This is a genomic window from Caulobacter sp. FV1ye13L, assembly GCF_058681155.1.
Genome location: NZ_CM178732.1, coordinates 1,265,191 through 1,287,613 on the forward strand (window position 1 = coordinate 1,265,191; position 22,423 = coordinate 1,287,613).

Annotated in this window: 19 protein-coding genes and 1 pseudogene; 7 read left to right on the forward strand and 13 right to left on the reverse strand. The window is 67.8% G+C overall.

The features are described from left to right. Positions 1 to 115: 115 nt before the first annotated feature. Positions 116 to 2,242, reverse strand: coding sequence for a M3 family metallopeptidase (locus ACW176_RS05915; RefSeq protein ID WP_492111245.1), 2,127 nt, complete (start codon positions 2,240 to 2,242; stop codon positions 116 to 118). Between the two features lie 146 nt (positions 2,243 to 2,388). Between ACW176_RS05915 and ACW176_RS05920 the strand changes: the two genes are divergently transcribed. After that, complete coding sequence (locus ACW176_RS05920; RefSeq protein WP_492111246.1) at positions 2,389 to 3,240, forward strand: glutamate racemase; 852 nt, start codon at positions 2,389 to 2,391, stop codon at positions 3,238 to 3,240. A gap of 32 nt (positions 3,241 to 3,272) precedes the next feature. Here the strand turns inward: ACW176_RS05920 and ACW176_RS05925 are convergent, their stop codons facing one another. Both ACW176_RS05925 and ACW176_RS05930 read right to left on the reverse strand, forming a co-directional pair. Continuing rightward, positions 3,273 to 3,587 (reverse strand): HigA family addiction module antitoxin, encoded by a 315-nt coding sequence (locus tag ACW176_RS05925; protein WP_492111247.1) that lies wholly within the window; start codon positions 3,585 to 3,587, stop codon positions 3,273 to 3,275. A 34-nt stretch (positions 3,588 to 3,621) separates the two neighbouring features. Further along, on the reverse strand, positions 3,622 to 3,903 hold the full coding sequence (locus ACW176_RS05930; protein WP_492111248.1) for a type II toxin-antitoxin system RelE/ParE family toxin: 282 nt from the start codon (positions 3,901 to 3,903) through the stop codon (positions 3,622 to 3,624). Positions 3,904 to 4,134: 231 nt separating this feature from the next. On the opposite strand from ACW176_RS05930, the gene ACW176_RS05935 reads away from it, so the two are divergent. Beyond that, positions 4,135 to 6,546 carry an FtsK/SpoIIIE family DNA translocase gene (locus ACW176_RS05935; RefSeq protein WP_492111249.1) on the forward strand — a complete coding sequence of 804 codons (2,412 nt, stop codon included), beginning with the start codon at positions 4,135 to 4,137 and terminating at the stop codon, positions 6,544 to 6,546. Positions 6,547 to 6,575: 29 nt separating this feature from the next. On the opposite strand, the gene ACW176_RS05940 is transcribed toward ACW176_RS05935, so the two are convergent. Beyond that, positions 6,576 to 6,998 carry a PaaI family thioesterase gene (locus tag ACW176_RS05940; RefSeq protein ID WP_492111250.1) on the reverse strand — a complete coding sequence of 141 codons (423 nt, stop codon included), beginning with the start codon at positions 6,996 to 6,998 and terminating at the stop codon, positions 6,576 to 6,578. Positions 6,999 to 7,089: 91 nt separating this feature from the next. Between ACW176_RS05940 and ACW176_RS05945 the strand changes: the two genes are divergently transcribed. The 3 genes from ACW176_RS05945 to ACW176_RS05955 all read left to right on the forward strand — a co-directional run bounded on the left by ACW176_RS05945 (position 7,090) and on the right by ACW176_RS05955 (position 11,266). Further along, positions 7,090 to 7,812 carry a hypothetical protein gene (locus ACW176_RS05945; protein ID WP_419319404.1) on the forward strand — a complete coding sequence of 241 codons (723 nt, stop codon included), beginning with the start codon at positions 7,090 to 7,092 and terminating at the stop codon, positions 7,810 to 7,812. Between the two features lie 42 nt (positions 7,813 to 7,854). After that, positions 7,855 to 9,465, forward strand: a complete 1,611-nt coding sequence (locus tag ACW176_RS05950) for a cisplatin damage response ATP-dependent DNA ligase (protein WP_492111251.1) — start codon at positions 7,855 to 7,857, stop codon at positions 9,463 to 9,465. A 61-nt stretch (positions 9,466 to 9,526) separates the two neighbouring features. Continuing rightward, a complete protein-coding gene (locus tag ACW176_RS05955; protein ID WP_492111252.1) occupies positions 9,527 to 11,266 on the forward strand; it encodes an ATP-binding protein in 1,740 nt (579 codons plus the stop codon). A gap of 60 nt (positions 11,267 to 11,326) precedes the next feature. On the opposite strand, the gene ACW176_RS05960 is transcribed toward ACW176_RS05955, so the two are convergent. Further along, positions 11,327 to 12,526 (reverse strand): multidrug effflux MFS transporter, encoded by a 1,200-nt coding sequence (locus tag ACW176_RS05960; protein WP_492111882.1) that lies wholly within the window; start codon positions 12,524 to 12,526, stop codon positions 11,327 to 11,329. 140 nt (positions 12,527 to 12,666) lie between these two features. After that, positions 12,667 to 13,827, reverse strand: coding sequence for a DegT/DnrJ/EryC1/StrS family aminotransferase (locus ACW176_RS05965; RefSeq protein ID WP_492111253.1), 1,161 nt, complete (start codon positions 13,825 to 13,827; stop codon positions 12,667 to 12,669). A gap of 156 nt (positions 13,828 to 13,983) precedes the next feature. On the opposite strand from ACW176_RS05965, the gene ACW176_RS05970 reads away from it, so the two are divergent. Beyond that, positions 13,984 to 14,967, forward strand: a complete 984-nt coding sequence (locus tag ACW176_RS05970) for a mechanosensitive ion channel family protein (protein WP_492111254.1) — start codon at positions 13,984 to 13,986, stop codon at positions 14,965 to 14,967. Positions 14,968 to 15,055: 88 nt separating this feature from the next. On the opposite strand, the gene ACW176_RS05975 is transcribed toward ACW176_RS05970, so the two are convergent. From ACW176_RS05975 to ACW176_RS05990, 4 genes are all read right to left on the reverse strand, one after another. Then, positions 15,056 to 15,289, reverse strand: coding sequence for a hypothetical protein (locus tag ACW176_RS05975; protein ID WP_419319409.1), 234 nt, complete (start codon positions 15,287 to 15,289; stop codon positions 15,056 to 15,058). 131 nt (positions 15,290 to 15,420) lie between these two features. Next, complete coding sequence (fsa, locus tag ACW176_RS05980; RefSeq protein ID WP_419319410.1) at positions 15,421 to 16,074, reverse strand: fructose-6-phosphate aldolase; 654 nt, start codon at positions 16,072 to 16,074, stop codon at positions 15,421 to 15,423. Between the two features lie 77 nt (positions 16,075 to 16,151). Further along, positions 16,152 to 17,027: a dTDP-4-dehydrorhamnose reductase gene (gene rfbD / locus ACW176_RS05985; RefSeq protein ID WP_492111883.1), complete on the reverse strand. Its 876-nt coding sequence runs from the start codon at positions 17,025 to 17,027 to the stop codon at positions 16,152 to 16,154. 2 nt (positions 17,028 to 17,029) lie between these two features. Next, positions 17,030 to 17,566: a D-glycero-alpha-D-manno-heptose-1,7-bisphosphate 7-phosphatase gene (locus ACW176_RS05990; protein ID WP_492111255.1), complete on the reverse strand. Its 537-nt coding sequence runs from the start codon at positions 17,564 to 17,566 to the stop codon at positions 17,030 to 17,032. Positions 17,567 to 17,666: 100 nt separating this feature from the next. Between ACW176_RS05990 and ACW176_RS05995 the strand changes: the two genes are divergently transcribed. Then, the gene (locus ACW176_RS05995) at positions 17,667 to 18,833 is read left to right on the forward strand and encodes an AGE family epimerase/isomerase (RefSeq protein ID WP_492111256.1); all 1,167 of its coding nucleotides are present in this window, start codon (positions 17,667 to 17,669) and stop codon (positions 18,831 to 18,833) included. On the opposite strand, the gene ACW176_RS06000 is transcribed toward ACW176_RS05995, so the two are convergent. From ACW176_RS06000 to ACW176_RS06010, 3 genes and pseudogenes are all read right to left on the reverse strand, one after another. Then, the gene (locus ACW176_RS06000; protein ID WP_492111884.1) at positions 18,817 to 19,326 is read right to left on the reverse strand and encodes a hypothetical protein; all 510 of its coding nucleotides are present in this window, start codon (positions 19,324 to 19,326) and stop codon (positions 18,817 to 18,819) included. The genes ACW176_RS05995 and ACW176_RS06000 overlap by 17 nt on opposite strands. Positions 19,327 to 19,498: 172 nt before the next feature. Then, a pseudogene (locus tag ACW176_RS06005) lies at positions 19,499 to 20,152 on the reverse strand (sugar phosphate nucleotidyltransferase); the annotation flags it as partial. A gap of 62 nt (positions 20,153 to 20,214) precedes the next feature. Next, positions 20,215 to 22,245: an NAD(+) synthase gene (locus ACW176_RS06010; protein WP_492111257.1), complete on the reverse strand. Its 2,031-nt coding sequence runs from the start codon at positions 22,243 to 22,245 to the stop codon at positions 20,215 to 20,217. Positions 22,246 to 22,423: the final 178 nt, after the last annotated feature.

Below are 22,423 nucleotides of genomic sequence, written 5' to 3' on the forward strand. Positions count from 1 at the left end.
AAGGCCGGGGGGAGAGCCGGGACCCAGGAGCAAACGCAATGCGGCTGCCCCTGGGTCCCGGATAGCCTCTGCGAGGCTTCCGGGATGACAAGCTTTTTGGAGGTGAGAACGGCGCCTAGGCCCCCGGCGGCACCGGGAAGCCACGATCGCGCATCAGGGCGCCGATCTTCACGTCGCGGCCGCGGAAGGCCTTGAACTGGTCGACCGGATCGACCGAATTGCCCTTCGACATGATCGTTTCGATCAGCCGCTGGCCGGTCGGCTTGTCATAGAAGCCGCCGGGGGCCTCCTGGAAGGCCTCGGCGACATCGGCGGTCAGGGTGTCGGCCCAGAGATAGCTGTAGTAGCCGGCCGAATAGCCGTCGCCGGAGAACACGTGACCGAACTGCGGCGTGCGGTGGCGCATGACGATCTCCCTGGGCATGCCCAGCTTCGTCAGCTCGTCGCGCTCGAACTTGTCCGGATCGATGTCGACGTCGCCGGCCAGGTGCAGCTTCATGTCGATCAGGGCGCTGGCCAGGTATTCGGTGGTGGCGAAGCCCTGGTTGAACTTGTCGGCGGCCTTGATCTTGTCGACCAGGGCCTGGGGGATCGGCTCGCCGGTCTTGTAGTGGACGCAGAACTTGCTCAGCACCTGCGGGGTCGGCAGCCAGTGCTCGTTCAGCTGGCTGGGGAACTCGACATAGTCGCGCGCCACGTTGGTGCCCGACACGGTCGGATAGGTGGCGTTGGCGTTCAGGCCATGGATGGCGTGGCCAAATTCGTGGAACAGGGTGGTGGCGTCATCCCACGAGATCAGCACCGGCTCGCCGGGCGCGCCCTTGATGAAGTTGGAATTGTTGGACACCAGCGTGGTGATCTCGCCCTTGAACCGCTCCTGGGTGCGATAGGCGTTCATCCAGGCGCCCGAGCGCTTGCCCTCGCGGGCATAGGGATCAAAGTACCACAGGCCCACATGCTTGCCGGCGCGTGTCACCTCATAGACGGTGATGTCCTCGTGATAGACCGGCAGGCCTTCGACCTTCTGGTACTGGAAGCCATAGACCTCGCCCGAGGCCCAGAACATCGCCTCGCGCAGCTTTTCCAGCTGCATGTACGGCTTCACCTCGTTCATATCGAGGTCGTACTTGGCCTTGCGGACCTTCTCGGCATAGTAGCGATAGTCCCACGGCTCGATCTTGAAGCCGCCCTTTTCCGCATCGACGATGGCCTGCATGGCCGCCACGTCGATGGCCACCTGGGCAATGGCCGGGGTCCACACCGCCTCCATCAGGGCCATGGCCCGTTCAGGCGTCTTGGCCATGGCGTTTTCCAGGCGCCAGTGGGCGTGGGTCTTGAAGCCCAGCAGCTTGGCGCGCTCGACGCGCAGCTTGAGGATCTTGGCGATCAGGGCGTTGTTGTCGGTGGCGCCGCCACCATCGCCGCGATTGACGAAGGCCTTCCAGACCTTCTCGCGGGTAGCGCGCACCGGCGAATAGGTCAGGTAGGGGTCCACGCTGGAGCGCGTGTTGACGATGATGGACTTGCCGGCCAGCTTGCGCTGCGCGGCATTGGACGCCGCATTGCCCTTCAGCGAGTCGGGCAGGCCGACCAGATCGGCCTGCGTCAGCTCGATATAGGTGTTTTCATCGGCCAGCAGGTTCTGGCTGAACTTGGTGAAATAGCCGGCCATCTCGGTGTTGATCGCCGCGACCCGGGCCTTGGCGGCGGGGTCGAGCTTGGCGCCGGCCCGCACGAAGTTGGTGTAGTAGATCCACAGCACGCGCTGCTGCTCGGAGGTCAGTTTGGCCTTGTCCGGCGAATTGTAGATCGTCTCGATTCGTTTGAAGAGCGCGGCGTTCTGGGTGATCTTGTCGCCGAAGCTGGCCAGCTTGGGGTCCATCTCCTCCTCGACCGTCTGGAATTCCGGCGTGCTCATGTTGCCGCCCCAGATGCCGTAATAGCAGTAGAGGTCCGACAGGGTCCGGCCGCTGTCTTCCAGGGCGGCGATGGTGTTGTCGAAGGTCGGCGCGGCGGTGTTGGCGGTGATGGCGTCGATCTCGGCCAGGTTCTTGGCCATGGCCGCTTCCAGGGCCGGCTTGAAGTCGGCGACCTTGACCTTGTCGAAGGCCGGCACGCCGCCATAGGGGCCCGTCCACTTGGCGAGCATGGGATTGCCGTCGGCGGCCATGGCGAAACTCGGATTGAGGGTCGCGGCGACGCCGGTGGCGGCGGCTGATGCGAGGAAGGTACGACGTTGCACGGATGATCTCCGGTGGAAGTGTTGGCGGCGACCCTAGGCCAGCCCCGGGCCGCCGTCACATGACAGGACCGTAACCTTTGACCTCGTCCGAAAAGCGGCAGCGTGGCAGCGTGGACGAAACGCGCGGGCAAGGCTAAACCAGCGCCATGTCCATCGGCGTCTTTGACTCAGGGGTTGGCGGTCTTTCCGTCCACCGCGCTCTCGTGCAACGCCTCCCGCAGGCGGATTTCACCTATCTGGCCGACCAGGCCAACGCGCCCTATGGCGTGCGCACCGGCGAGGAGATCGTCGATCTCACCCGCGCCGGCTGCGAGCGCCTGTTCGAGACCGGGGCCAGTCTGGTCGTTCTGGCCTGCAACACCGCCAGCGCCATCGCCCTGCGCCGCCTGCAGCAGACCTGGCTGCCCGGCTATCGCAAGTCGCTGGGCCGACCCGTCAACATCCTGGGCATCATCGTGCCAACCATCGAGGCGGCCACCGGCCTGCCCTGGGAGCACGAGGCCGAGCGGCGCGGCGACAAGGTCGAACAGCTGGACGTGCTGGGCGTGTTCTCCACCCCCGCCACGGCCCGCTCGCGCGTCTACGAGATCGAGATCGACAAGCGCAAACAGGACCTGGCGGTGTTCTCCCAGCCCTGCGGCGACCTGGTTCCGATGATCGAGGCCGATGCCGGCGTGGTCGAGCTGGCCAAGGCCGTCGAGGCCCATGTCGAGGCGCTGAAGACCCGCATCGGCCGTTACCCGCACCGGGTGGTGCTGGGCTGCACCCACTACGAGATCATCGCCGACATCTTCCGCGCCGCCCTGCCGGCCGGCACGCCGCTGATCCAGCAGCCGGCTGCGACCGCCGACGCGCTGGAGCTCTATCTGGAGCGCCATCCGGAGCTTGATCCGGGGACGGGCGGGTCGCGGACCTTCCTGACCACCGGCGCTCCGGGTCCGCAGAACGGTCTGGTCGAAAGCTTCTGGGGTGGCCCGCTGCGGTTTGAGGCGGCTTAGGCGCGCCACGTCGTGGAGAGCCGTCGCCCGATCTAGGCCGCAATCAGCGGCTGGATATCCGCCAAGGCGTCCCGGCTCGTGATCGCATCGCGCGACAGGTCGTGCTGGGCCTGGAGGTTCATCCAGTATTCGGCCGAGGTTCCAAACGCCTTGCCCAGACGCAGGGCGGTGTCAGCGGTGATTGAGCGCTGCTCGCGCACCAACTGTTCGATACGGCTGCGATCCTTCAAACCTATCGCCTTGGCCAGGGCGCCAGCGGTCAGGTTGAAGGCGGGCAGATAGTCCTCGCGCAACAGTTCGCCCGGATGGGGCAGGGGCGAGGCCAGCGTCGTGTAGTCGATGGTCATGTCTTTCTCCTCGCCGCTGACGGGCTCCACCTACTCAATGGTAGTCGACGATCTCAACGTTTTCAGGTCCTGCGGGACCCCACTCAAAGCAGATACGAAACTGGTCATTGATGCTGATCGACCACTGGCCTGAACGGTTGGCGGTCAACTGATGAAGGCGATTTCCCGGCGGCGTGCGAAGATCCTCCACAGTCATGGCCGCATGGACCGCCGCCAGCCGGCGACGGGCGGCTTTGACAAGGTCTGGCGGAAAGCCCTTGGGCGAACGCCCCAGAAAGACCTCTTCCGCGAACTTGCCTTTCCAGCTTTGGATCATCCCGCGCCTCTCGTCCGAGAAGCGTAGTGCGATACGCTACAGAAGACAAGCCGCATGTAGCGCGACGCACTACGAGTGAGCGCCTGCTGCCTGACAGCAACGCCCAGCGAGGCTCACAAAGCCCGCGACGTTCTGAACCGACCGAAAACGAACGCCGTAAACGCCCCTTAACCCTCTTGCGGCAAAAGATGCTGGTTCGAGAGTTCGATACCCGGTGTTTCGGAGAGTTTCATGGCGCGAGCGGCGCGGCGTACAACGGCGGAGCTCTTCTGGGATGCGATCCGCTACGGCTGGGCCCAGCCCTGGTCGGCGCGGTTCCGCGGCGGTCTGGTCACCGTGGTGGGCGCCGGCCTGCTGCTGGCCGTCGCCACCTATAACGCCGCCGATCCCAGCCTGAACGCCGCCACGGGGCAAAGCCCGACCAACGCCCTGGGCGGGGCGGGCGCGGCCGTGGCCGATATCATGATCCAGTCCCTGGGCCTGTCGGGCTGGGGCGCGGCCCTGCTGATGCTGGTGTTTGGCGTCACCCGCGTATCGCAGGCCGATCCGGCCGCCGAGCGGCGCGACCTGCGCCGGCGCGCCGGAATCGGGACCCTGGGCCTGCTGGCCCTGGCCGGTCTGCTGTCGGCGCCGGCCCCGCCGGCCGCCTGGCCGCTGGAAAAGGGCCTGGGGGGGTTCTGGGGCGACGGCCTGCTGCACCTGATCGCCGCCATCTTCGATTTCGCCCGCGTGCCCGGCGCCCGGCTGATCGCCGCCATCCTGCTGGCCATCGGCGCCGCCATCGCGCTGGGCTACGCCATCGGCTTCCGCCGGTTCGACCCGGAGGCCATCGCCCACGCCGTCGGCGACGCCCTGCAGCCGCGTGAACGCGCCGAGCCTGAGCCTGCGGCCCCCGCGCCCAAGGCGCCGCGCGCCCGCAAGGCCGTCGAGACCCCCATCCCGCCGCGTCGCCCGGCCCGACCCGAGGTCGAGGTTCCCGAACAGGCCTACACGCCGCCGCCCGTCGCCCATGACGACGCGGACGAAGACGAGCCCGTCGCGGCCCGCCCGCTCGCCATCGCCAAGCCCAAGACCCTGCCCAAGGACAGCGGCCGCGAGCAGCGCGAACAGCAGAAAGCCTTCAATTTCAATGACGAGGGCGGCTTCCAGCTGCCCGAACTGGCCATGCTGGCCAAGGCCAAGCCGCGCTCGTCCGAGGTCGACGCCGCCGCCCTGCGCCAGAACGCCCGCCTGCTGGAAAGCGTGCTGGCCGAGTTCGGGGTCAAGGGCCAGATCGACCAGATCCGTCCCGGCCCCGTGGTCACCATGTACGAGCTGGTGCCCGCGCCCGGCGTCAAGACCGCCCGCGTCGTAGCCCTGGCCGACGACATCGCCCGCTCGATGAGCGTGATCTCGTGCCGCGTGGCCGTGGCCCAGGGCCGCAACGCCATCGGCATCGAGATGCCCAATTCCAAGCGCGAGACGGTCTATCTGCGCGATCTGCTGTCCAGCAACGACTACGACAAGTCCACGTCGATCCTGCCCATGGCCCTGGGCGAAACCATCGGCGGCGAGCCCTATATCGCCGACCTGGCCAAGATGCCCCACCTGCTGATCGCCGGCACCACCGGCTCGGGCAAGTCGGTCGGGGTCAACGCCATCATCCTGTCGATCCTCTACAAGCTGCCGCCGGACAAGTGCCGCTTCATCATGATCGACCCCAAGATGCTGGAACTGTCCGTCTATGACGGCATCCCGCACCTGCTGGCGCCGGTCGTCACCGATCCGAAGAAGGCCATCGTCGCCCTGAAATGGACCGTGCGCGAAATGGAGGACCGCTATCGGCGGATGTCCAAGATCGGCGTGCGCAACATCGGCGGCTTCAACGACAAGGCCAATGAGGCCCTCGAGAAGGGCGAGCATTTCGAGCGCACTGTTCAGACCGGGTTCGACGACGCCGGCCGGCCTATCTACGAGACCGAGCAGATCCGTCCCGAGCCCATGCCCTATCTGGTCGTGGTCATCGACGAGGTCGCCGACCTGATGATGGTGGCCGGCAAAGACATCGAAGGCGCCGTCCAGCGTCTGGCCCAGATGGCCCGCGCCGCCGGCATCCACCTGATCATGGCCACCCAGCGCCCGTCGGTCGACGTGATCACCGGCACCATCAAGGCCAACTTCCCCACCCGGATCAGCTTCCAGGTGACCAGCAAGATCGACGCCCGCACCATCCTGGGCGAGCAGGGCGCCGAGCAGCTGCTGGGCCAGGGCGACATGCTCTACATGGCCGGCGGCGGGCGGGTCACGCGCCTGCACGGTCCGTTCGTCAGCGACGGCGAGGTCGAGGCCGTGGCCAGGTTCCTGCGCGACCAGGGCACGCCCAACTATCTGGAAGAAGTCACCGCCGGCGGCGACGAGGAACAGGAAGAGGCCATCGAGGGCGCCTTCGGCGGCGAGGGCGGGGCCAACGATCTCTACGACCACGCCGTGGCCGTGGTCACCCGCGACCGCAAGGCCTCGACCAGCTACATCCAGCGCCGCCTGCAGATCGGCTACAACCGGGCCGCATCCCTGATGGAGCGGATGGAGAAGGAGGGTGTGGTCGGCGCCGCCAACCACGCCGGCAAGCGCGAGATCCTGGCGCCGCCGCCCCCGGGGCTGTAGAGCGCGTCTCGAGCCAAAAGCCCGCCGCCTTACGCCCCGGCCACCTTGAACGTCGCATGGGCCCGCGCCACCGGCTTGCCGTCGGCCCGCACCGTGGCGTCGGCGTAGCACAGGCTCTTGCCGGGCTTGATGAAGTCGGTGTCGAACTCCAGCCACTGGCCCAGCTTGGCCGCGCCCAGATAGTCCAGACTCAGGGAGACGGTGACCAGTCCGCTGGACGGGATGTTCAGCGCCTTCAGCATCACGCCGCACGACAGGCCCATGGCGTTGTCGGCCAGGGCGGCGATCAGGCCGCCATGCGGGGCGCCGCGCGAATTGGTATGGGGCTCGCGGATCTCGATCCCCAGCACCCAGCGGTCTTCGCGGATATCGGCATAGAGCGGCTCCCACGGCGTGGTCAGGGGGCTGTGACGTGTGTGAAGCGTGAAGGGCTCTGGCGGCTGGAAGGTCATGGCCGGTCTCCGATCCGTCAATTCAAACATGTGTTTGAATTGACCGCAAGCGCCGTCGGCGTGCTAGCGTCGACATGCGATGGGGGATCCGATGGCCAGGGACAACGGCGCGCGAAAGCTGGATGCGGCCAAGGTGGTCGACACGCTGGACCATCTGCGCATCCGCGTCGCCGAGCGCTTTCCCGATTCCGGTCTGGCCCAGGTCTGCGAGCAGTTGACCCTGACGGCGCGGACCACCGCCCAGAGGGCCAGGCGGCTGTCGCGACCCTATCTGGGGCTGCGCCTTCTGGTTCTGGCCGTGGTGCTGGTCGCGATCCTGGCCGAGCTGGCCCTGATCGCCCGGCTGGACTGGCTGGCCACCCTGCGCGGCGCCGACGCGCTGCGCCTGGCCCAGGGGCTGGAGCCGGCGGTCAATCTGATCCTGTTGTCGGGCGCCGCAGCCTGGTTCCTGGTCTCGCTGGAAACCCGCTGGAAGCGCGGTCGGGTGCAGAAGGCCCTGCATGAGCTGCGCTCCTTCGCCCACGTCATCGACATGCACCAGCTGACCAAGGACCCCACCCTGGTGCTGGGGCCGCGAACGCCGTCCTCGCCGGTGCGCGAGATGAACCGCTTTCAGCTGGCCCGCTATCTGGACTATTGCGCCGAGATGCTGGCCCTGACCGCCAAGCTGGCGGCCCTCTATGCAGGCGAGAGCGATGATCCGGTCATTGTTTCGGCCGTCAACGACATCGAGACCCTGACCTCGGACCTGGGCCGCAAGATCTGGCAGAAGATCATGATCCTGGGCCAGCTGGACGAAGCCCGTTCTGCCTGACCCGTTGAGATGACCTGAACCGGAGCCGAGGGGAGGCGTTCGATGTCCATGCGCGCCTTCGCCCACCTGCTGGACCGGCTGTCCCTGACCAGCTCGCGCAACGCCAAGCTGACCCTGATTGAGGACTTTCTGCGCGGCCAGCCTGATCCCGACCGGGGTTTCGCCCTGGCGGCCCTGACCGGCGCCCTGTCGTTCTCGGCGGCCAAGCCGGCCTTCATCCGCAAGGCGATCGAGGCGCGGATGGACGCCCAGCTGTTCGCCTGGTCCTATGACTTTGTCGGCGATCTGGCCGAGACCGTCGCCCTGGTCTGGCCTGCGCGGCCGGGCCCCAATCGTGAACCCGAACTGTCCGAGGTGGTCGAGGCCCTGCGCACCGCCTCGCGCGGCGAGGTCCAGCGGCTGATCGAGGACTGGCTGGACGCCCTGGATCCCGACGGCCGCTGGGCGCTGCTGAAGCTGGTGACCGGGGGCCTGCGGGTGGGGGTTTCGGCGCGGCTGGCCAAGCAGGCCTGCGCCAATCTGGGCAAGGTCGAGATCGGGCAGATCGAGGAGGTCTGGCATGCGCTGGAGCCGCCTTACGGCGACCTGTTCGCCTGGCTGGAGGGACGCTCTGAGCCGCCCTCGCCCGACGCGCCGGGGCGCTTCCGGCCGGTGATGCTGGCCCAGGCGATCGACGAGGCCGTGGATTTCGCCAGGCTCGATCCGGCCGACTATGTCGCCGAGTGGAAGTGGGACGGCATCCGCGTGCAGGCCGTTTCGGAGCGCGGCGAGCGGCGGCTCTATACGCGCACCGGCGACGACATCTCGGCGACCTTTCCCGACGTTCTGGCGGCGCTGGATTTCGACGGGGCGCTGGACGGCGAACTGCTGGTGATCCGCGACGGAGCCCTGGCCTCGTTCGGCGACCTGCAGCAGCGCCTGAACCGCAAGACGGTCGACGCCAAACAGCTGGCGGCCTTTCCCGCCGGCATCCGCGCCTATGACCTGCTGCTGGACGGCGAGACCGACCTGCGGTCGTTGCCCTTCACAGCGCGCCGAGAGCGGCTGGAGGCCTTTGTGGCCAGGATCGCCAGCCCGCGCATCGACCTGTCGCCGCTACAGCCCTTCGAGACCTGGGCAGGGCTGGCGGGACTGCGCGGCGATCCGCCCGAGGGCGATGCACGGCTCGCCGAAGGCCTGATGCTCAAGCGCCGCGACAGCGTCTATGAGCCCGGTCGCCCCAAGGGGCCGTGGTTCAAGTGGAAGCGCGATCCGCGGCTGATCGACGCGGTGCTGATGTACGCCCAGCGCGGCCACGGCAAGCGCTCGAGCTTCTATTCCGACTACACCTTCGGCGTCTGGCGCGAGGACGAGCGGGGCGATCGGTCCCTGACCCCGGTGGGCAAGGCCTATTTCGGCTTCACGGATGACGAGCTCAAGCAGATCGACAAATTCGTGCGTGACAACACGGTTGAGCGGTTCGGACCTGTGCGTTCGGTGCGGGCCGACGAGGGCTTTGGCCTGGTGTTCGAGGTGGCGTTCGAGGGCCTGCAACGTTCGACCCGGCACAAGTCAGGGGTCGCCATGCGCTTTCCGCGCATCAGTCGAATCCGCTGGGACAAGCCGGCCCGGGAGGCCGATGAACTCAAAACGCTAGAGCGCCTTCTGGACTAGGGCGCAGCGTTTACGTCTCCTTTGCCAGTTTCGCCCTAGGCCAGAGGATGGGAGACGGTTCATGTCCAAGTTTCTGACAGCCCTGCTGCCCTATCTGCCCGCCAATGCCGATGAGCGTTACAAGCAGGTCTTTACGCGTCTCGGTGTGATGGTCCTGTTGAGCTGGGCCCTGCATCTGGCCTCGCGTGATGACCTGATCGGGATGTGGCTGCTGTCCAGCCTGTCGGTCCAGGCCCTGGAGTTCATCGCGGTCAGGCCCTTCGCCAAGGGGCGCATGCCGACCCGTCACGTCGAGGCCTGGGCCCTGCTGATGCTGGTCTCTGTCCTGACCATGGCGACGGTCCACGCCGGAGCCGCGGCGATCCTCTGGTACAGCGACCAGCCGTCCCTGATGGCCCTGGCCCTGTTTCTGCTGGCCGGCGGCCTGCTGAACAATGTCGCCTCGGGCGTCGACAGCCGACCGCTGTTCTATCTGGGGGCCGCGCCCTATGTGGTCAGTCTGGCGACCCTGCCGATGTGGTGGCGTACCCCCTATGGCCAGGTGGCGATCCTGGCGACGATGGTGGTCTTCTTCACCATAGCGGTGCACAGCACCTGGCAGCGACTGCATCAGGCCCGCAAGGCCGTGATCGCGGCCCATGAGGAATCGGATGCGCGCCGTATCCAGGCCGAGGCGGCGGTGGCTGACCGAGCGGCCATGGCGGCCATTGTCAGTCATGAGCTGCGTACGCCGCTGTCCGCGATCCTGGCCGGCGCCCACCTGATCCGTCGGGGCTCGCACCCGGCCCAGACGGCCGCCACCGCAGACCTGATCGTCGACGCCGGCCATCTGATGACCGGACTGCTGACCGACATGCTGGACCAGGCCAAGATCGAGGCCCGGGCCATGAGTCTGGAAACCCGCAATTTCGACCTGCTGGGGGCGCTGGGTGACGCCACCCGGTTCTGGACCGCCCAGGCCGTCGCCAAGGGGCTGGTTCTGCGCCAGGGGTCAGGCGATCAGGCGCCAGTCTGGGTCCAGGGCGATCCGTTCCGCCTGAGGCAGATTCTCAACAACCTGCTGTCCAATGCCGTGAAGTTCAGCGACGAGGGGGTCATTGACCTGCGTCTGGCGGTGGAGCCGCTGGCGGACGGCCTGCTGCAGATCGTCATAGAGGTGCAGGACAATGGCGCGGGCATCGCGCCCGAGGCCATGGCCCGCCTGTTCACGCCCTACAGCCAGGCCTCGCAGGAAACCGCGCGCACCTATGGCGGCACGGGCCTGGGCCTGACCGTCAGCCGGGAGCTGGCGCGGCTTATGGGGGGCGAGCTGGACGCCCGTGCGGCCGTGCCCCGCGGCGCGATCTTCCGCCTGACCCTGACCCTGCCGCAGGGCAGCTCGGAGAGTGTGGTCGGTACGGCGCGTGACGACGGCGCGGCGCCGCAGATCTCGGCCCTGAGGGTCCTGGCCGTCGACGACCACGAGGTCAACCGCCGCACCCTGGCCCTGGTGCTTGAACCGCTGGGCGTGACCTTGTCGACGGCCTCGGACGGCCTGTCGGCGTTGAAGTATCTTGCCGCCGAACGGTTCGACATCGTGCTGATGGACGTCAACATGCCCGGCCTGGACGGCTGCGAGGCGACCCGGCGACTGCGGGCGGGCGTCGGTCTCAATCGCGACACGCCGGTGATCGGCTTCAGCGCCGGGGTGGCGGCCGAGGAGGTCCAGGCCTGCCGCGACGCCGGCATGACCGACTGGCTGGCCAAGCCGCTGGACATCCGCGCGCTCTATGACGCGCTGGACCGCGCCGTCGCCGCCTAGAGCATCGTGCGGAAAAGTGGATGCCGGTTTTCCGCAAAAACGATGCGAAAACAAAAAGCTCTAGGCGGCCTCGGACCCGGCGTGGAACAGCCGACCCTTTTCGGTGATCAGCACGGCGATCAGGCCCGCCAGACCAAAGCCGGTGAAGCCCAGGGTCAGGGGCGCCACGGTGCCGTCGAACAGCTGGCCGATCCAGAAGCCGAACAGGGCGCCGCCAATGGTGGTGATGAACCCCTGCACCGAGGCTGCGGTGCCGGCCAGATGGCCCAGGGGCTCCATGGCCAGGGCGCCGAAGTTCGACATCGTCAGGCCAAAGCAGAACATCATGCAGGTCTGCAGGATGGCGAAGGTCCACAGGGTCTCGTGGCCGGTCAGGGCGATCACCGCGTGGACGGCGGCGAAGGCGATGTAGCCGCACAGGGCCACGTGCGAGACCCGCCGCATGCCCAGCTTGCCGACGATCCTGGAATTGACCAGCGAGGCGATGGCGATGCCCCCTGCAATGCCGGCAAAGATGACGGTGAACAGCTTGCCCGCCCCCAGCACGTCGACAAAGACCTGCTGGGCCGAGTTGAGGAAGCCGAACAGGCCGGCCAGCACCAGGGTGGAGGCCAGGGTGTAGCCGATGGCGACGCGGTTGGTCAGGCAGGCCTTGAAGGCCGCGAGCACGGGCGCAGCCTCCAGCGGAACACGGTCCTGCGGATGCAGGGTCTCGGGCAGCTTGATCGCCGCCCAGGCGATGACCAGCAGGCCGAAGATCGCCAGGACCAGGAAGATCCACGGCCACGGCGCAACCAGCACAATGGCCTGGCCCACCGAAGGCGCGATGATCGGTACGGCCAGGAAGACGATGAACGACAGCGACATCACCTTGGCCATCTCCCGGCCGCTATAGCAGTCGCGGACGATCGACACCGACAGCACCCGGGTGGCGGCCGCGCCCACGCCGCACAGGGCGCGGGCGATCAGCAGCATCTCGAACGAGGTCGAAAAGGCGCACAGACCGGCGAACAGCACATAGAGGGTCAGGCCGAGCATCAGCACCGGCTTGCGCCCGAAACGGTCGGCCAGCGGGCCGTAGAACAGCTGCGCCGCGCCAAAGCCCAGCAGATAGGCGGTGATGATCCACTGATGCTGGTTGGCGCTGGCCACGCCCAGGGCATGGCCGATCTGCGGCAGGGCCGGCAGCATCGAGTCGATAGCCAGGGCGTTGGTCGCCATCATCGCCGCGATCAGGGCGACGAACTGCCTGAAGCCCATGCCGGGATGGGGCGGGGGTGTCTGCTGTGCGTGCGACATGGGAAGCCTCGGTCTGGACGACGTCCGGCGGAAGGCGCGACGCTACGCCCGTCCTATAGCCCCCCGATGTGACAGTCGGCTAGCCGCTGCCGGTCCCGCGCCTAGCCGTTGAAGGCCCGGATCGCGTCGATGATCTTCTGCTGCTCGGCCGCTTCCAGATACGGATGCATCGGCAGGGCCAGCACGGTCTCGGCCTTGGTCTCGGTGACCGGCAGGCCGCCCGCGCCGCGCGGGAAGTCCGCATAGGGCGCCTGGATGTGCATCGGCACGGGATAATAGACCGCCGTGGGAATGCCCTGCGTCTTCAGATGCGCGGCCAGACCATCGCGGTTCTCATGCTCGATGACATATTGCGCCCACACCGAGACGCCGCCGTCGATCACCCTGGGAACCGCCAGCACCGTGCCTTCGAGCCCCGCCGCATAGCGGTCGGCCACGGTCTGACGCAGCTGGATTTCCTCGGCGAAGATCGCCAGCTTCTCGATCAGGATCGCCGCCTGGATGGTGTCCAGCCGCGAGTTCATGCCGATGCGGGTGTTCAGATACTTGGTGTCGTGGTCGAAGGTGCGACCCACCAGGTCAGGGGCCACCGCCTTGCCGTGGACGCGGTAGCTGTCCATCAGGTCCCACAGGTCCTGGTCATTGGTCAGCACCGCCCCGCCGTCGCCATAGCAGCCCAGCGGCTTGGCCGGGAAGAAGCTGGTGGTGGCCACATCAGCCCAGTGCAGCGGGTGATGGCCGTTCAGGGTGCAGCCAAAGCCCTGGGCGCTGTCGGCGATCAGCTTCATCCCCTCGCGCTCGCAGATCGCCTTGATGGCCGGATAGTCGGCGGGCTGGCCGAACAGATCGACGGCGATCACCACCTTGGGCGTCAGCTTGCCATCGGCCTTCACGCCGGCGATCGCGGCCTCCAGCGCGGCGGGGTCGAGGTTGAAGGTGTCGGGCAGGATATCGACAAACACCGGCGTCGCATCGACCCACGGCACCACTTCGGGCGTCGCGGCGAAGGTGAAGGACGGACAGAACACCGCATCGCCCTTGCCGATGCCCCAGGCCATCAGCGGCAGGGCGATGGCGTCGGTGCCGTTGGCGCAGGACAGGGCCAGCTTCGCCTCGCCAAAGGCGGCCAGCTGGCTCTCGAACGCGCGAACCTGCGGACCCATCACATAGGCGCCGCTGTCGAGCACGCCGGCGATGGCGGCGTCGATCTTGTCGCGGATCCGGCGTTGCTGGGCGGCCAGGTCGATGAAGGGCATGCTCATGGGCGGCGCTCATAGAGGCGGATCGAGGCGAGTTCGACCCAATTGATGTAACCGACTGTTTCGCCGGCGCGAAGCGGAGCCTCGGGGTCGGGGTCGGGAACGGCCTGCGGGCCCTGTTCGTTGACCGTTCCGCGCGGGGGCGCCATCGAGAGGTCCATGACCAAGCCCACCGTGATTCCGCCCGACGCCCGCCTGCCCGCCGTCGCCAACATTTGGGCCGACGAGACCGTGCTGGGGCACTTCCTCGACTGGGTCGGCAAGGTGGCGGTCAATCTGGTGGTCGCCGCCCTGATCCTGGGCCTGACCTTCTGGGTCGCCGGCTGGGCCGCCAAGGTGGTGCGCCGGACCCTGGGACGCGTCCACCGCAACAACCCCGACCAGACCCTGGAAACCTTCGGCGCCTCGCTGGTGCGCTATGCGGTGATCGCCGTCGGCCTGGTGGCGGTGCTGCAGCAGGTCGGGGTTCAGGCCACCTCGATCATCGCCGTCCTCGGCGCGGCGTCCCTGGCCATCGGCCTGGCCCTGCAGGGCGCCCTGTCGAACGTGGCCGCCGGGGTGATGATCCTGCTGTTTCGCCCCTATCGGGTGGGCGACACCATCGAGACGGTGACGCGCATCGGCACGGTCAAGTCGCTGGATCTGCTGTTCACCGAGATCGCCACCTTCGACAACGTCAAGGTGATGATCCCCAACAGCAAGGTGTTCGGCGATGTGATCCTGAACTATTCGGCCCACCGCACGCGCCGCGTGGACGTGCTGTTCAAGGTCCCCCTGAAGACCGATCTGGTCGCGGTTCTCAAGCGCCTGCGCGAGCGGGCCGAGAACGACCCGCGCATCCGCAAGGAGCCGGCCGTGCAGATCGAGGTCACCGACCTGTCCGAAGCCTTCGCCCAGGCCGCGATCCGGGCCTGGACGGCCAGGGAGGATTTCGCCTCGGTCAAGACCGACCTGATGCTGACCGCCCATCTGCTGTCCGAAGACCCGGCGCGCACCGACCTGCCGCCGCCGCGCCCGACCAAGGCCGTGGATCCCTCGCCGGCCATGCCGGGCGAAGGGGAGCATCACCTGTTTGGACTGAAGGCGCCGATGCGCCGGCGTAAATCCGGGGCGGGCAAGTCGACCCCGCCGACCGGATCCTGAGGCGGCGCGCCCAGGCCGAGAGCGAGACGATCGCCTGCAGGGCCCGCATGCCGGCCGGGAAGGAGCACCCTCGGGTGCTGGCGCGGCTTTAGGCCTGGCCCAGGGTTCCGCGCAGCCGCACCCATTCCTGGGCGAACTTGCGGCTGACCCTGGCGTCCTCGAAGACCACGCGACGCATGTGGCCGGCGACCTCGGGCGCGTCATGGATGATCACGAACGGAAAACCGTTGGCCGACAGGAAGCCCTGAACAAAGGTCGAGAAGCTGGCGGCCTCGGCGGAATCGGCAAGGCGGATCTCGGCGGTGGCGTCGGTCGGGACCATGACAGTCTCCCCTGTGGCTGCTGCCAGCCTAACGCACGAGATCGCAAATGCGAACACAGTTCGCGTAAGCGAAATAATCAGTGTTCATATGAACGGCGCCGGGCGAGTCCGGCGCCGTTCATCAGGTCGCTCTAAAGGATCGATTGTCCGGTGCCGGCCCAGTCCTTCATGAACTGTTCCAGGCCCTTGTCGGTCAGCGGGTGCTTGAACAGGTCGCTGAACACAGCCGGCGGGATGGTGACGACGTCGGCGCCGACGATGGCCGCGTCCTTGACGTGGGCGACGTTGCGCACCGAGGCGGCCAGGATCTCGGTCTCGTAGCCGAAATTGTCATAGATCGTGCGGATGTCGCGGATCAGGTCCATGCCGTCGAAGCCGTAGTCGTCCAGCCGGCCGATGAACGGCGAGACGAAGGTCGCGCCGGCCTTGGCGGCCAGCAGGGCCTGGGTCGGCGAGAAGCACAGGGTGACATTGGTCGAGATGCCTTCGCTGGCGAAGGCGGCGCAGGCGATCAGGCCGTCGCGGGTCAGCGGGATCTTGACCACGACATTGGGGGCGATGCCGGCCAGCTTGGTGCCTTCGGCGATCATGGCGTCGGCGGTGGTGGCGGCGACTTCGGCGCTGATCGGGCCGGGCACCAGGTCGCAGATCTCGGCGATCACTTCCAGCATCGGACGGCCCGACTTGGCGATCAGGGTCGGGTTGGTGGTCACGCCGTCCACGAGGCCGGTGGAGGCCAGGTCGGCGATGACCTTGGTGTCGGTGCTGTCGAGGAAGATCTGCATGGGACTCTTGCGCTGATTTTTTGTGATGTTGGGGCCGGTTTATCGCGATGGGCCGCCGCGCGCCAGCATCGGCGCGTTCACAAGCCGTTACGGACCAGCTGGTCGGCCACCCGCTCGACGGCCGGCTTCCAGGGCTGGGGGGTGAAGCCGAAGGTCGCGGCCAGCTTGCCGCTGTCCAGCGGCGAGCGCGGCGGCCGGGCGGCGGCCTCGGCGAAAGCGGCCTGGGTCGTTGGTTCCAGCCGCGCCCGGGTCAGCGGGTCGCGGTCGAGGGCGGCCTTGGCGAACGCGAAACGGCTGGTCTCGCCGGCATTGGCGAAGTGGAACAGGCCAAAGGCCGGATCATCGGATTGAGCGCCCGCCCAGCGCCCGGCGCTGGCGACCATGAACCCGGCCAGGGCCTCGCCGTCGGTGGGGCTGCCGTGCTGGTCGGCGACCACCTGCAGCACCTCGCGCGTGCGGCCCAGCTCCAGCATGAAGGAGACGTAGTTTCGGCCGTAAGGCGAGAACACCCACGAAACCCGGAGCACCGCCGTGCGCGGGTGGGCCAGCACCGCCTGCTCGCCGGCCAGTTTCGAGCGGCCATACACGCTGATCGGCTCGGCGGGATCGGTTTCGACATAGGGCCGGGTCGTCTGGCCGTCGAAGACGCTGTCGGTCGACAGATGGATGAAGGGCAGGTCGCGCTCGGCGCAGGCGGCGGCCATAGCCCCGGGCGCGGTCGCGTTGACCGCGAAGGCGGCCTCGGGCTCGCTCTCGGCCCTGTCGACCATCGTGAAGGCGGCGGCGTTCCAGACCAAGTCGCAGTCGGCCGCCAGGATCGCGGCGCGGACGGCTGCGGGATCGGTCAGGTCGACCTCGGCGCGCGAGAGGGCCGTCAGGGCGATCCTGTCCGTCGCCGCGGTGATCAGCGCCTGGCCGACCTGTCCCGTGGCCCCGAACTGCAGGACCTTCAGGGTCATTTCAGGCCCGGAACCCGGTCGCCCAGCACCTCGACCACGAAGGCGTGCAGGTCGCCGCCCCGGAACAGATAGCCCGGCAGGCCGGCGCGGCGTCCGGCCTCGACGTCGCTGGACCGGTCGCCGATGATCACCGCCTCGGCGGGGGTCAGGCCGAAATCGGCCAGGCCCCGCAGCACCATGCCCGGGTTGGGCTTGCGGTCGGGATGGTCGCTGACGCGATAGGCGTCGATGGCGGCGTTCTCGTGATGAGGGGCGAAATAGAAGGCGTCGATCTGGCCGCCCAGAGGGGCCAGCTGGGCCTGCATCGCGGCATGGAAGTCGTGCATGGCGGCTTCCTTGAAATAGCCGCGGCCGATCCCTGACTGGTTGGTGACCACCATCACCTTCAGGCCCGACCGGGTCATGGCCGCCACAGCCTCGCGCGCGCCGTCGATCCAGTCCAGCCGCGCCGGATCGGCGACATAGCCGTGATCGATATTCAGCACGCCGTCCCGGTCGAGAAACACGGCGCGAAGGGGCGGCAGACTGTCCATAGGTCGAGCTTTATCGCCTGTCGCCGCAGGGCGCCAAGCCATCGTCTTGGCGGGGAGGCAAGAACACGATTAGAAAACACCCGCACCTGGAGAGTTCTCGATGCCCGACACCCTGAACGGCGCCTTCAATGACGCCGCTCGCCTGCGCGACCGGCTGAAGGGCTGGGCGCTGTCGACCGCCTTCCCGCTGTGGTGGACCGTCGGGGCCGATCATAAGGGTGGCGGCTTTTTCGAGACCATCGAGCAGTCCGGTGAGGCCAAGGACTCGCCGCGCCGGGGCCGGGTGCTGCCGCGCCAGATCTACGCCTTCGCCGCCGCCAGGGACCTGGGCTGGACCGGCCCGTGGCGCGAGGCGGTCGAGCACGGCCTGAGCTATTATCTCGACGTCTATCGCAAGTCCGACGGCCTGTTTCGGGCCCTGGTCGGCCCGGGCGGGGTCAGCCTGGATGACACCTCGGCCCTCTATGATCAGGCGTTCGCGATGTTCGCTTTGGCCAATGCTTGCGCGGTGACGGGGCGCAGCGACCTGCGCGACGTCGCCGTCTCGGTGCGCGAGACCCTCTATGCGACGCTGAAGAACCCGCTGGGCGGCTTCAACGAGTCGACACCCACCGATCCGCCCCTGCACTCCAACCCGCACATGCACCTGTTCGAGGCCTGCCTCGCCTGGAACGCCATCGATGCGGATCCCCAATGGCGGGCCCTGGCCGACGAGATTGCCGAGCTTGCGCTGAGCAAGTTCATCTCCGCCGAGACCGGCGCGCTGCGCGAGTTCTTCGATGATCAGTGGAACCCCGCCCCCGGCGTGGCCGGCCGGATCTGGGAGCCGGGCCACCAGTATGAGTGGGCCTGGCTGCTGCTGCGCTGGGGCAAGCTGGCCGGGCGTCCCGACGCCATCGCCGCCGCCCTGCGGATGATTGACCTGGCCGAGACCAGGGGCGTCGATCCCGAGCGCGGCGTGGGCATGAACGCCATGCTCGACGACATGACCGCCCACGACGCCGGCGCCCGCCTTTGGCCGCAGACCGAACGGATCAAGGCCGGCGTGCTGGCCGCCGAGGTCACCGGCGATGACAAGTGGTGGGGCGTGGCCGCCGAGGGGGCCGAGGGGCTGCTGCAGTATCTGCGCACGCCTGTGCCGGGCCTGTGGCGCGACAAGCTGAAACCCGACGGCGCCTTTATCGAGGAAGCCGCGCCGGCCTCTTCGTTCTACCACATCGTCTGCGCCATCGCGGAGATGGACCGGGTGGTTACGGCCGCGACGTAACCAGCAGGATGGCGGCGGTCGTGGCCTGAACGGTCGTGGCCGCCTGCAGCGTGGTGATCGCGCCGAGGCCTTCGACCTGACCGTCCAGCACCTGAACCACGCCGGCGGGTAGCTCGACGGTGTCGCCGGCCTTCAGGGTCCATTGCTCGACCTGGGCCGTGGCGGTGGTCGTCAGCACCTTGCGCGGCGCATTGCCCCGGTCCCGGCCGCTGGCGATCGAGCGACCGTCGCGCTTGAGGCCGTCGACCAGGGTCTTGACCGCCTGGCTGGCGTCGCGATGGCAGACCAGGATCGCGTCGGGCTCGGCCACGACGACGATGTCCTTCAGTCCAATGACGCCGATGAACGGACCGGTCGAGCGCGCCAGAACGCGCTCGCAGTCGATCAGGGTTACGTCGCCGGAGACCGCATTCTCTGCGCCATCCTTGGGGAAGGCGTCCCAGATGGCGTCCCAGGCGCCCAGGTCCGACCACGAGAAGGCGGCGGGGACCAACCACGGCGGCCTTCTTGGTGCGCTCCATCACCGCATAGTCGAGCGAGATCTTGGCGGCCTGGCCGAAGGCGGCCTTGTCCAGGCGGGCGACACTGTCGGTGATGGTCAGGGCGCTGATACAGGCGCGGGCGGCGGCCGAGACGGTGGGCTCGAAGGCGTCGAGCTCGCCCAGCAGCATGTCGGCCTTGAAGGCGAAGTTGCCGCTGTTCCACAGATAGCCGTCGGCGACATAGGCCTGCGCGGTGGCGCGGTCGGGCTTCTCGACGAAGGCGGCGACAGCGCTGACGCTGCCGTCCAGCAGAGCTTGCCCCGGGCGGATATAGCCAAAGCCGGTGGCGGGAGCGGTCGGCTTGACGCCGAAGGTGACGATCCAGCCTTCGGCGGCGGCGCGGGCGGCGGTGACAGCGGCTTCGCCGAAGACCTCGGGCTCGGCGATATAGTGATCGGCGGCCAGCATCAGGGCCACGCCCTGCGGGTCGCGCGACTGGACATAGGCGGCGGCCACGGCCACGGCCGGGGCGCTGTCGCGGGCTTCGGGCTCGACCAGCACCGTGACCGGCACGCCGATCTCCGCCGTCTGGGCCAGCACGAACTCGACCATGGCCCCGCCGGTGACGATGACGATCTCGGCGCGGCCCGGAAGGGTGGCCACCCGCAGCACGGTGTCCTGGAAGCTGGAATGGTCGCCGATCAGTTTGAGGAACTGCTTGGGCTGGTCGGCCCGCGAGGCCGGCCACAGACGCGTGCCCGAACCGCCGCACAGGATCACCGGATAGATCGCGCTCACAAGGCCCCCACGTCCCCACGACCTCGCACCGAGGTCCATTTTCCAACTAGCACGGGTCTCTTAACGATCGCCGGTGACGAACCACACAGGGGGCAAATTTTCTAGACCGCTGTATTGGCGTGCAGTTCCGCCAGCCAGATGTCGGCCGTCGCGTCGGACGGCATCCGCCAGTCGCCGCGCGGCGACAGGGCCCCGCCGGAGGAAATCTTCGGGCCGTTGGGCATGGCCGAGCGCTTGAACTGGTTGCCGAAGAACCGACGCAGGAACAGCTCCAGCCAGCGCTTGATCTCCGGCAGGTCGTAGGCCTTGCGCTGGGCGTCCGGCGTCCCGACCGGCCAGGCGCCGGCCGTGGCGTCATGCCAGGCGGTCCAGGCCAGGAAGGCGATCTTGGACGGAGCCATGCCGTAGCGGGTCAGGTAGTAGAGATTGAAGTCCTGCAGGGCGTAGGGGCCGACGAAGCTCTCGGTGGCCTGCACCTGCTCGCCGGGCACCAGTTCGGGCGAGATCTCGGTATCGAGGATATCCTCCAGCAGATCGGCGGTCGCCGCATCGACATCGCCCGACGCCGCCACGAAGCGGATCAGGTGCTGGATCAGGGTCTTGGCCACGCCGCTGTTGGGATTGTAGTGGCTCATCTGGTCGCCGACGCCATAGGTGCACCAGCCCAGGGCCAGCTCCGACAGGTCGCCGGTGCCCACCACCAAGGCGCCGTTGTGGTTGGCCAGCCGGAACAGATAGTCAGTCCGCAGGCCCGCCTGGACGTTCTCGAACGTCACGTCATAGACCGGCTCGCCCCGCGAATAGGGGTGGTCGAGGTCCTTCAGCATTTGCTCGGCCGCCGGGCGGATGTCGATCTCGTCGGCGGACACGCCCATCGCCTTCATCAGCTTCCAGGCGTTGGATTTGGTGCGGTCCGAGGTCGCGAAGCCGGGAAGGGTGTAGGCCAGGATGTTGCTGCGCGGCAGGCCCAGCTGGTCCATGGCCTTGGCCGCGACGATCAGGGCGTGGGTCGAGTCGAGACCCCCTGAGATGCCGATCACCAGCTTTTTCAGGCCAGACGCCTCGACCCGGCGGGCCAGGCCCTGGACCTGGATGTTGTAGGCCTCGTAGCAGTTGTCGCTCAGCTGCGCGGGATCCGACGGCGTGAACGGGAAGCGCTCCACCGTGCGGGCCAGGGCCAGGTCGCCGGCCGGCGGGGTGAAGTCGAACGGAACGATCCGGAACGCGCTCGGCGCCAGGGTCGCGGCGTCGCCGAAGCTGACCACCCGCATGCGCTCCTGGCGGATGCGGTCGACATCGACATCGGCCATGGCCATCACGGCGGTGGTCGAAAAGCGCGGGGTTTCCGCCAGCAGGGCGCCCATCTCGTGAATGTCGGCATGGCCGTCCCAGGCGACGTCGGTCGAGCTCTCGCCCGCCCCGGCCGCCGAATAGACATAGGCGGCGATGGCCCGGGCTGACTGGCTGGCGCACAGCAGGCGGCGGGTCTGCGACTTGCCGATGGTGATGTTGCTGGCCGACAGGTTCAGCAGGATCTCGGCCCCGGCCATGGCCTGGGCGGTGCTGGGCGGTGTGGGCGTCCAGACGTCCTCGCAGATTTCGATTCCCACATTGAAGGGTGTCGGGCCGCTGGCCCGAAGGAGAATGTCGGTCCCGAACGGCACGCTCTCGCCGGCCAGGGTCACGGTCTTGCCGACCACGCCGGCGCCCGGCGTGAACCAGCGCCGCTCATAGAATTCGCGATAGTTGGGCAGGAAGCTCTTGGGGATCACCCCCCGCACCGCGCCGCCCTGGATGGCGACGGCGGTGTTGTAGAGCCGGCCGTCCACGCGCAGCGGCGCGCCGACCACGAACAGCGGGGCCAGGGTGGCGCTGGCCCGGGCCAGGGTCTCGATGGCGGCTTCCACCGCGTCCAGCAGGGCGTTCTGCTGCAGCAGGTCGTCTATGGAATAGCCTGTCAGGCCCAGTTCCGGGAACACCAGCACCGCCACGCCGGCCGCATCGGCCTGGCCGACCAGGTCCAGCACGCTGGCGGCATTGGCGGCTGGATCGACCAGCTTGACCTTCGGCACGGCGGTGGCGACCCGGACGAAGCCGTGGCGGTAGGGTGAGAAGAACGGCAGGTTCGCCAAGGCTGGACCCTTAGTTATGCTGAAAATGAGCATAAGTCGCGATCAAGCTATAGCCCGTCCGCCCGTTGTTGCAAAGCACCGATACGTCGCCGAAGTGTCATGCCAAGGCCCGCAAACCTTGACCCGAGGGGGTCATCGTGCGACCTCGCGCCCGCGCAGCCCTGCAAAACATAACGAA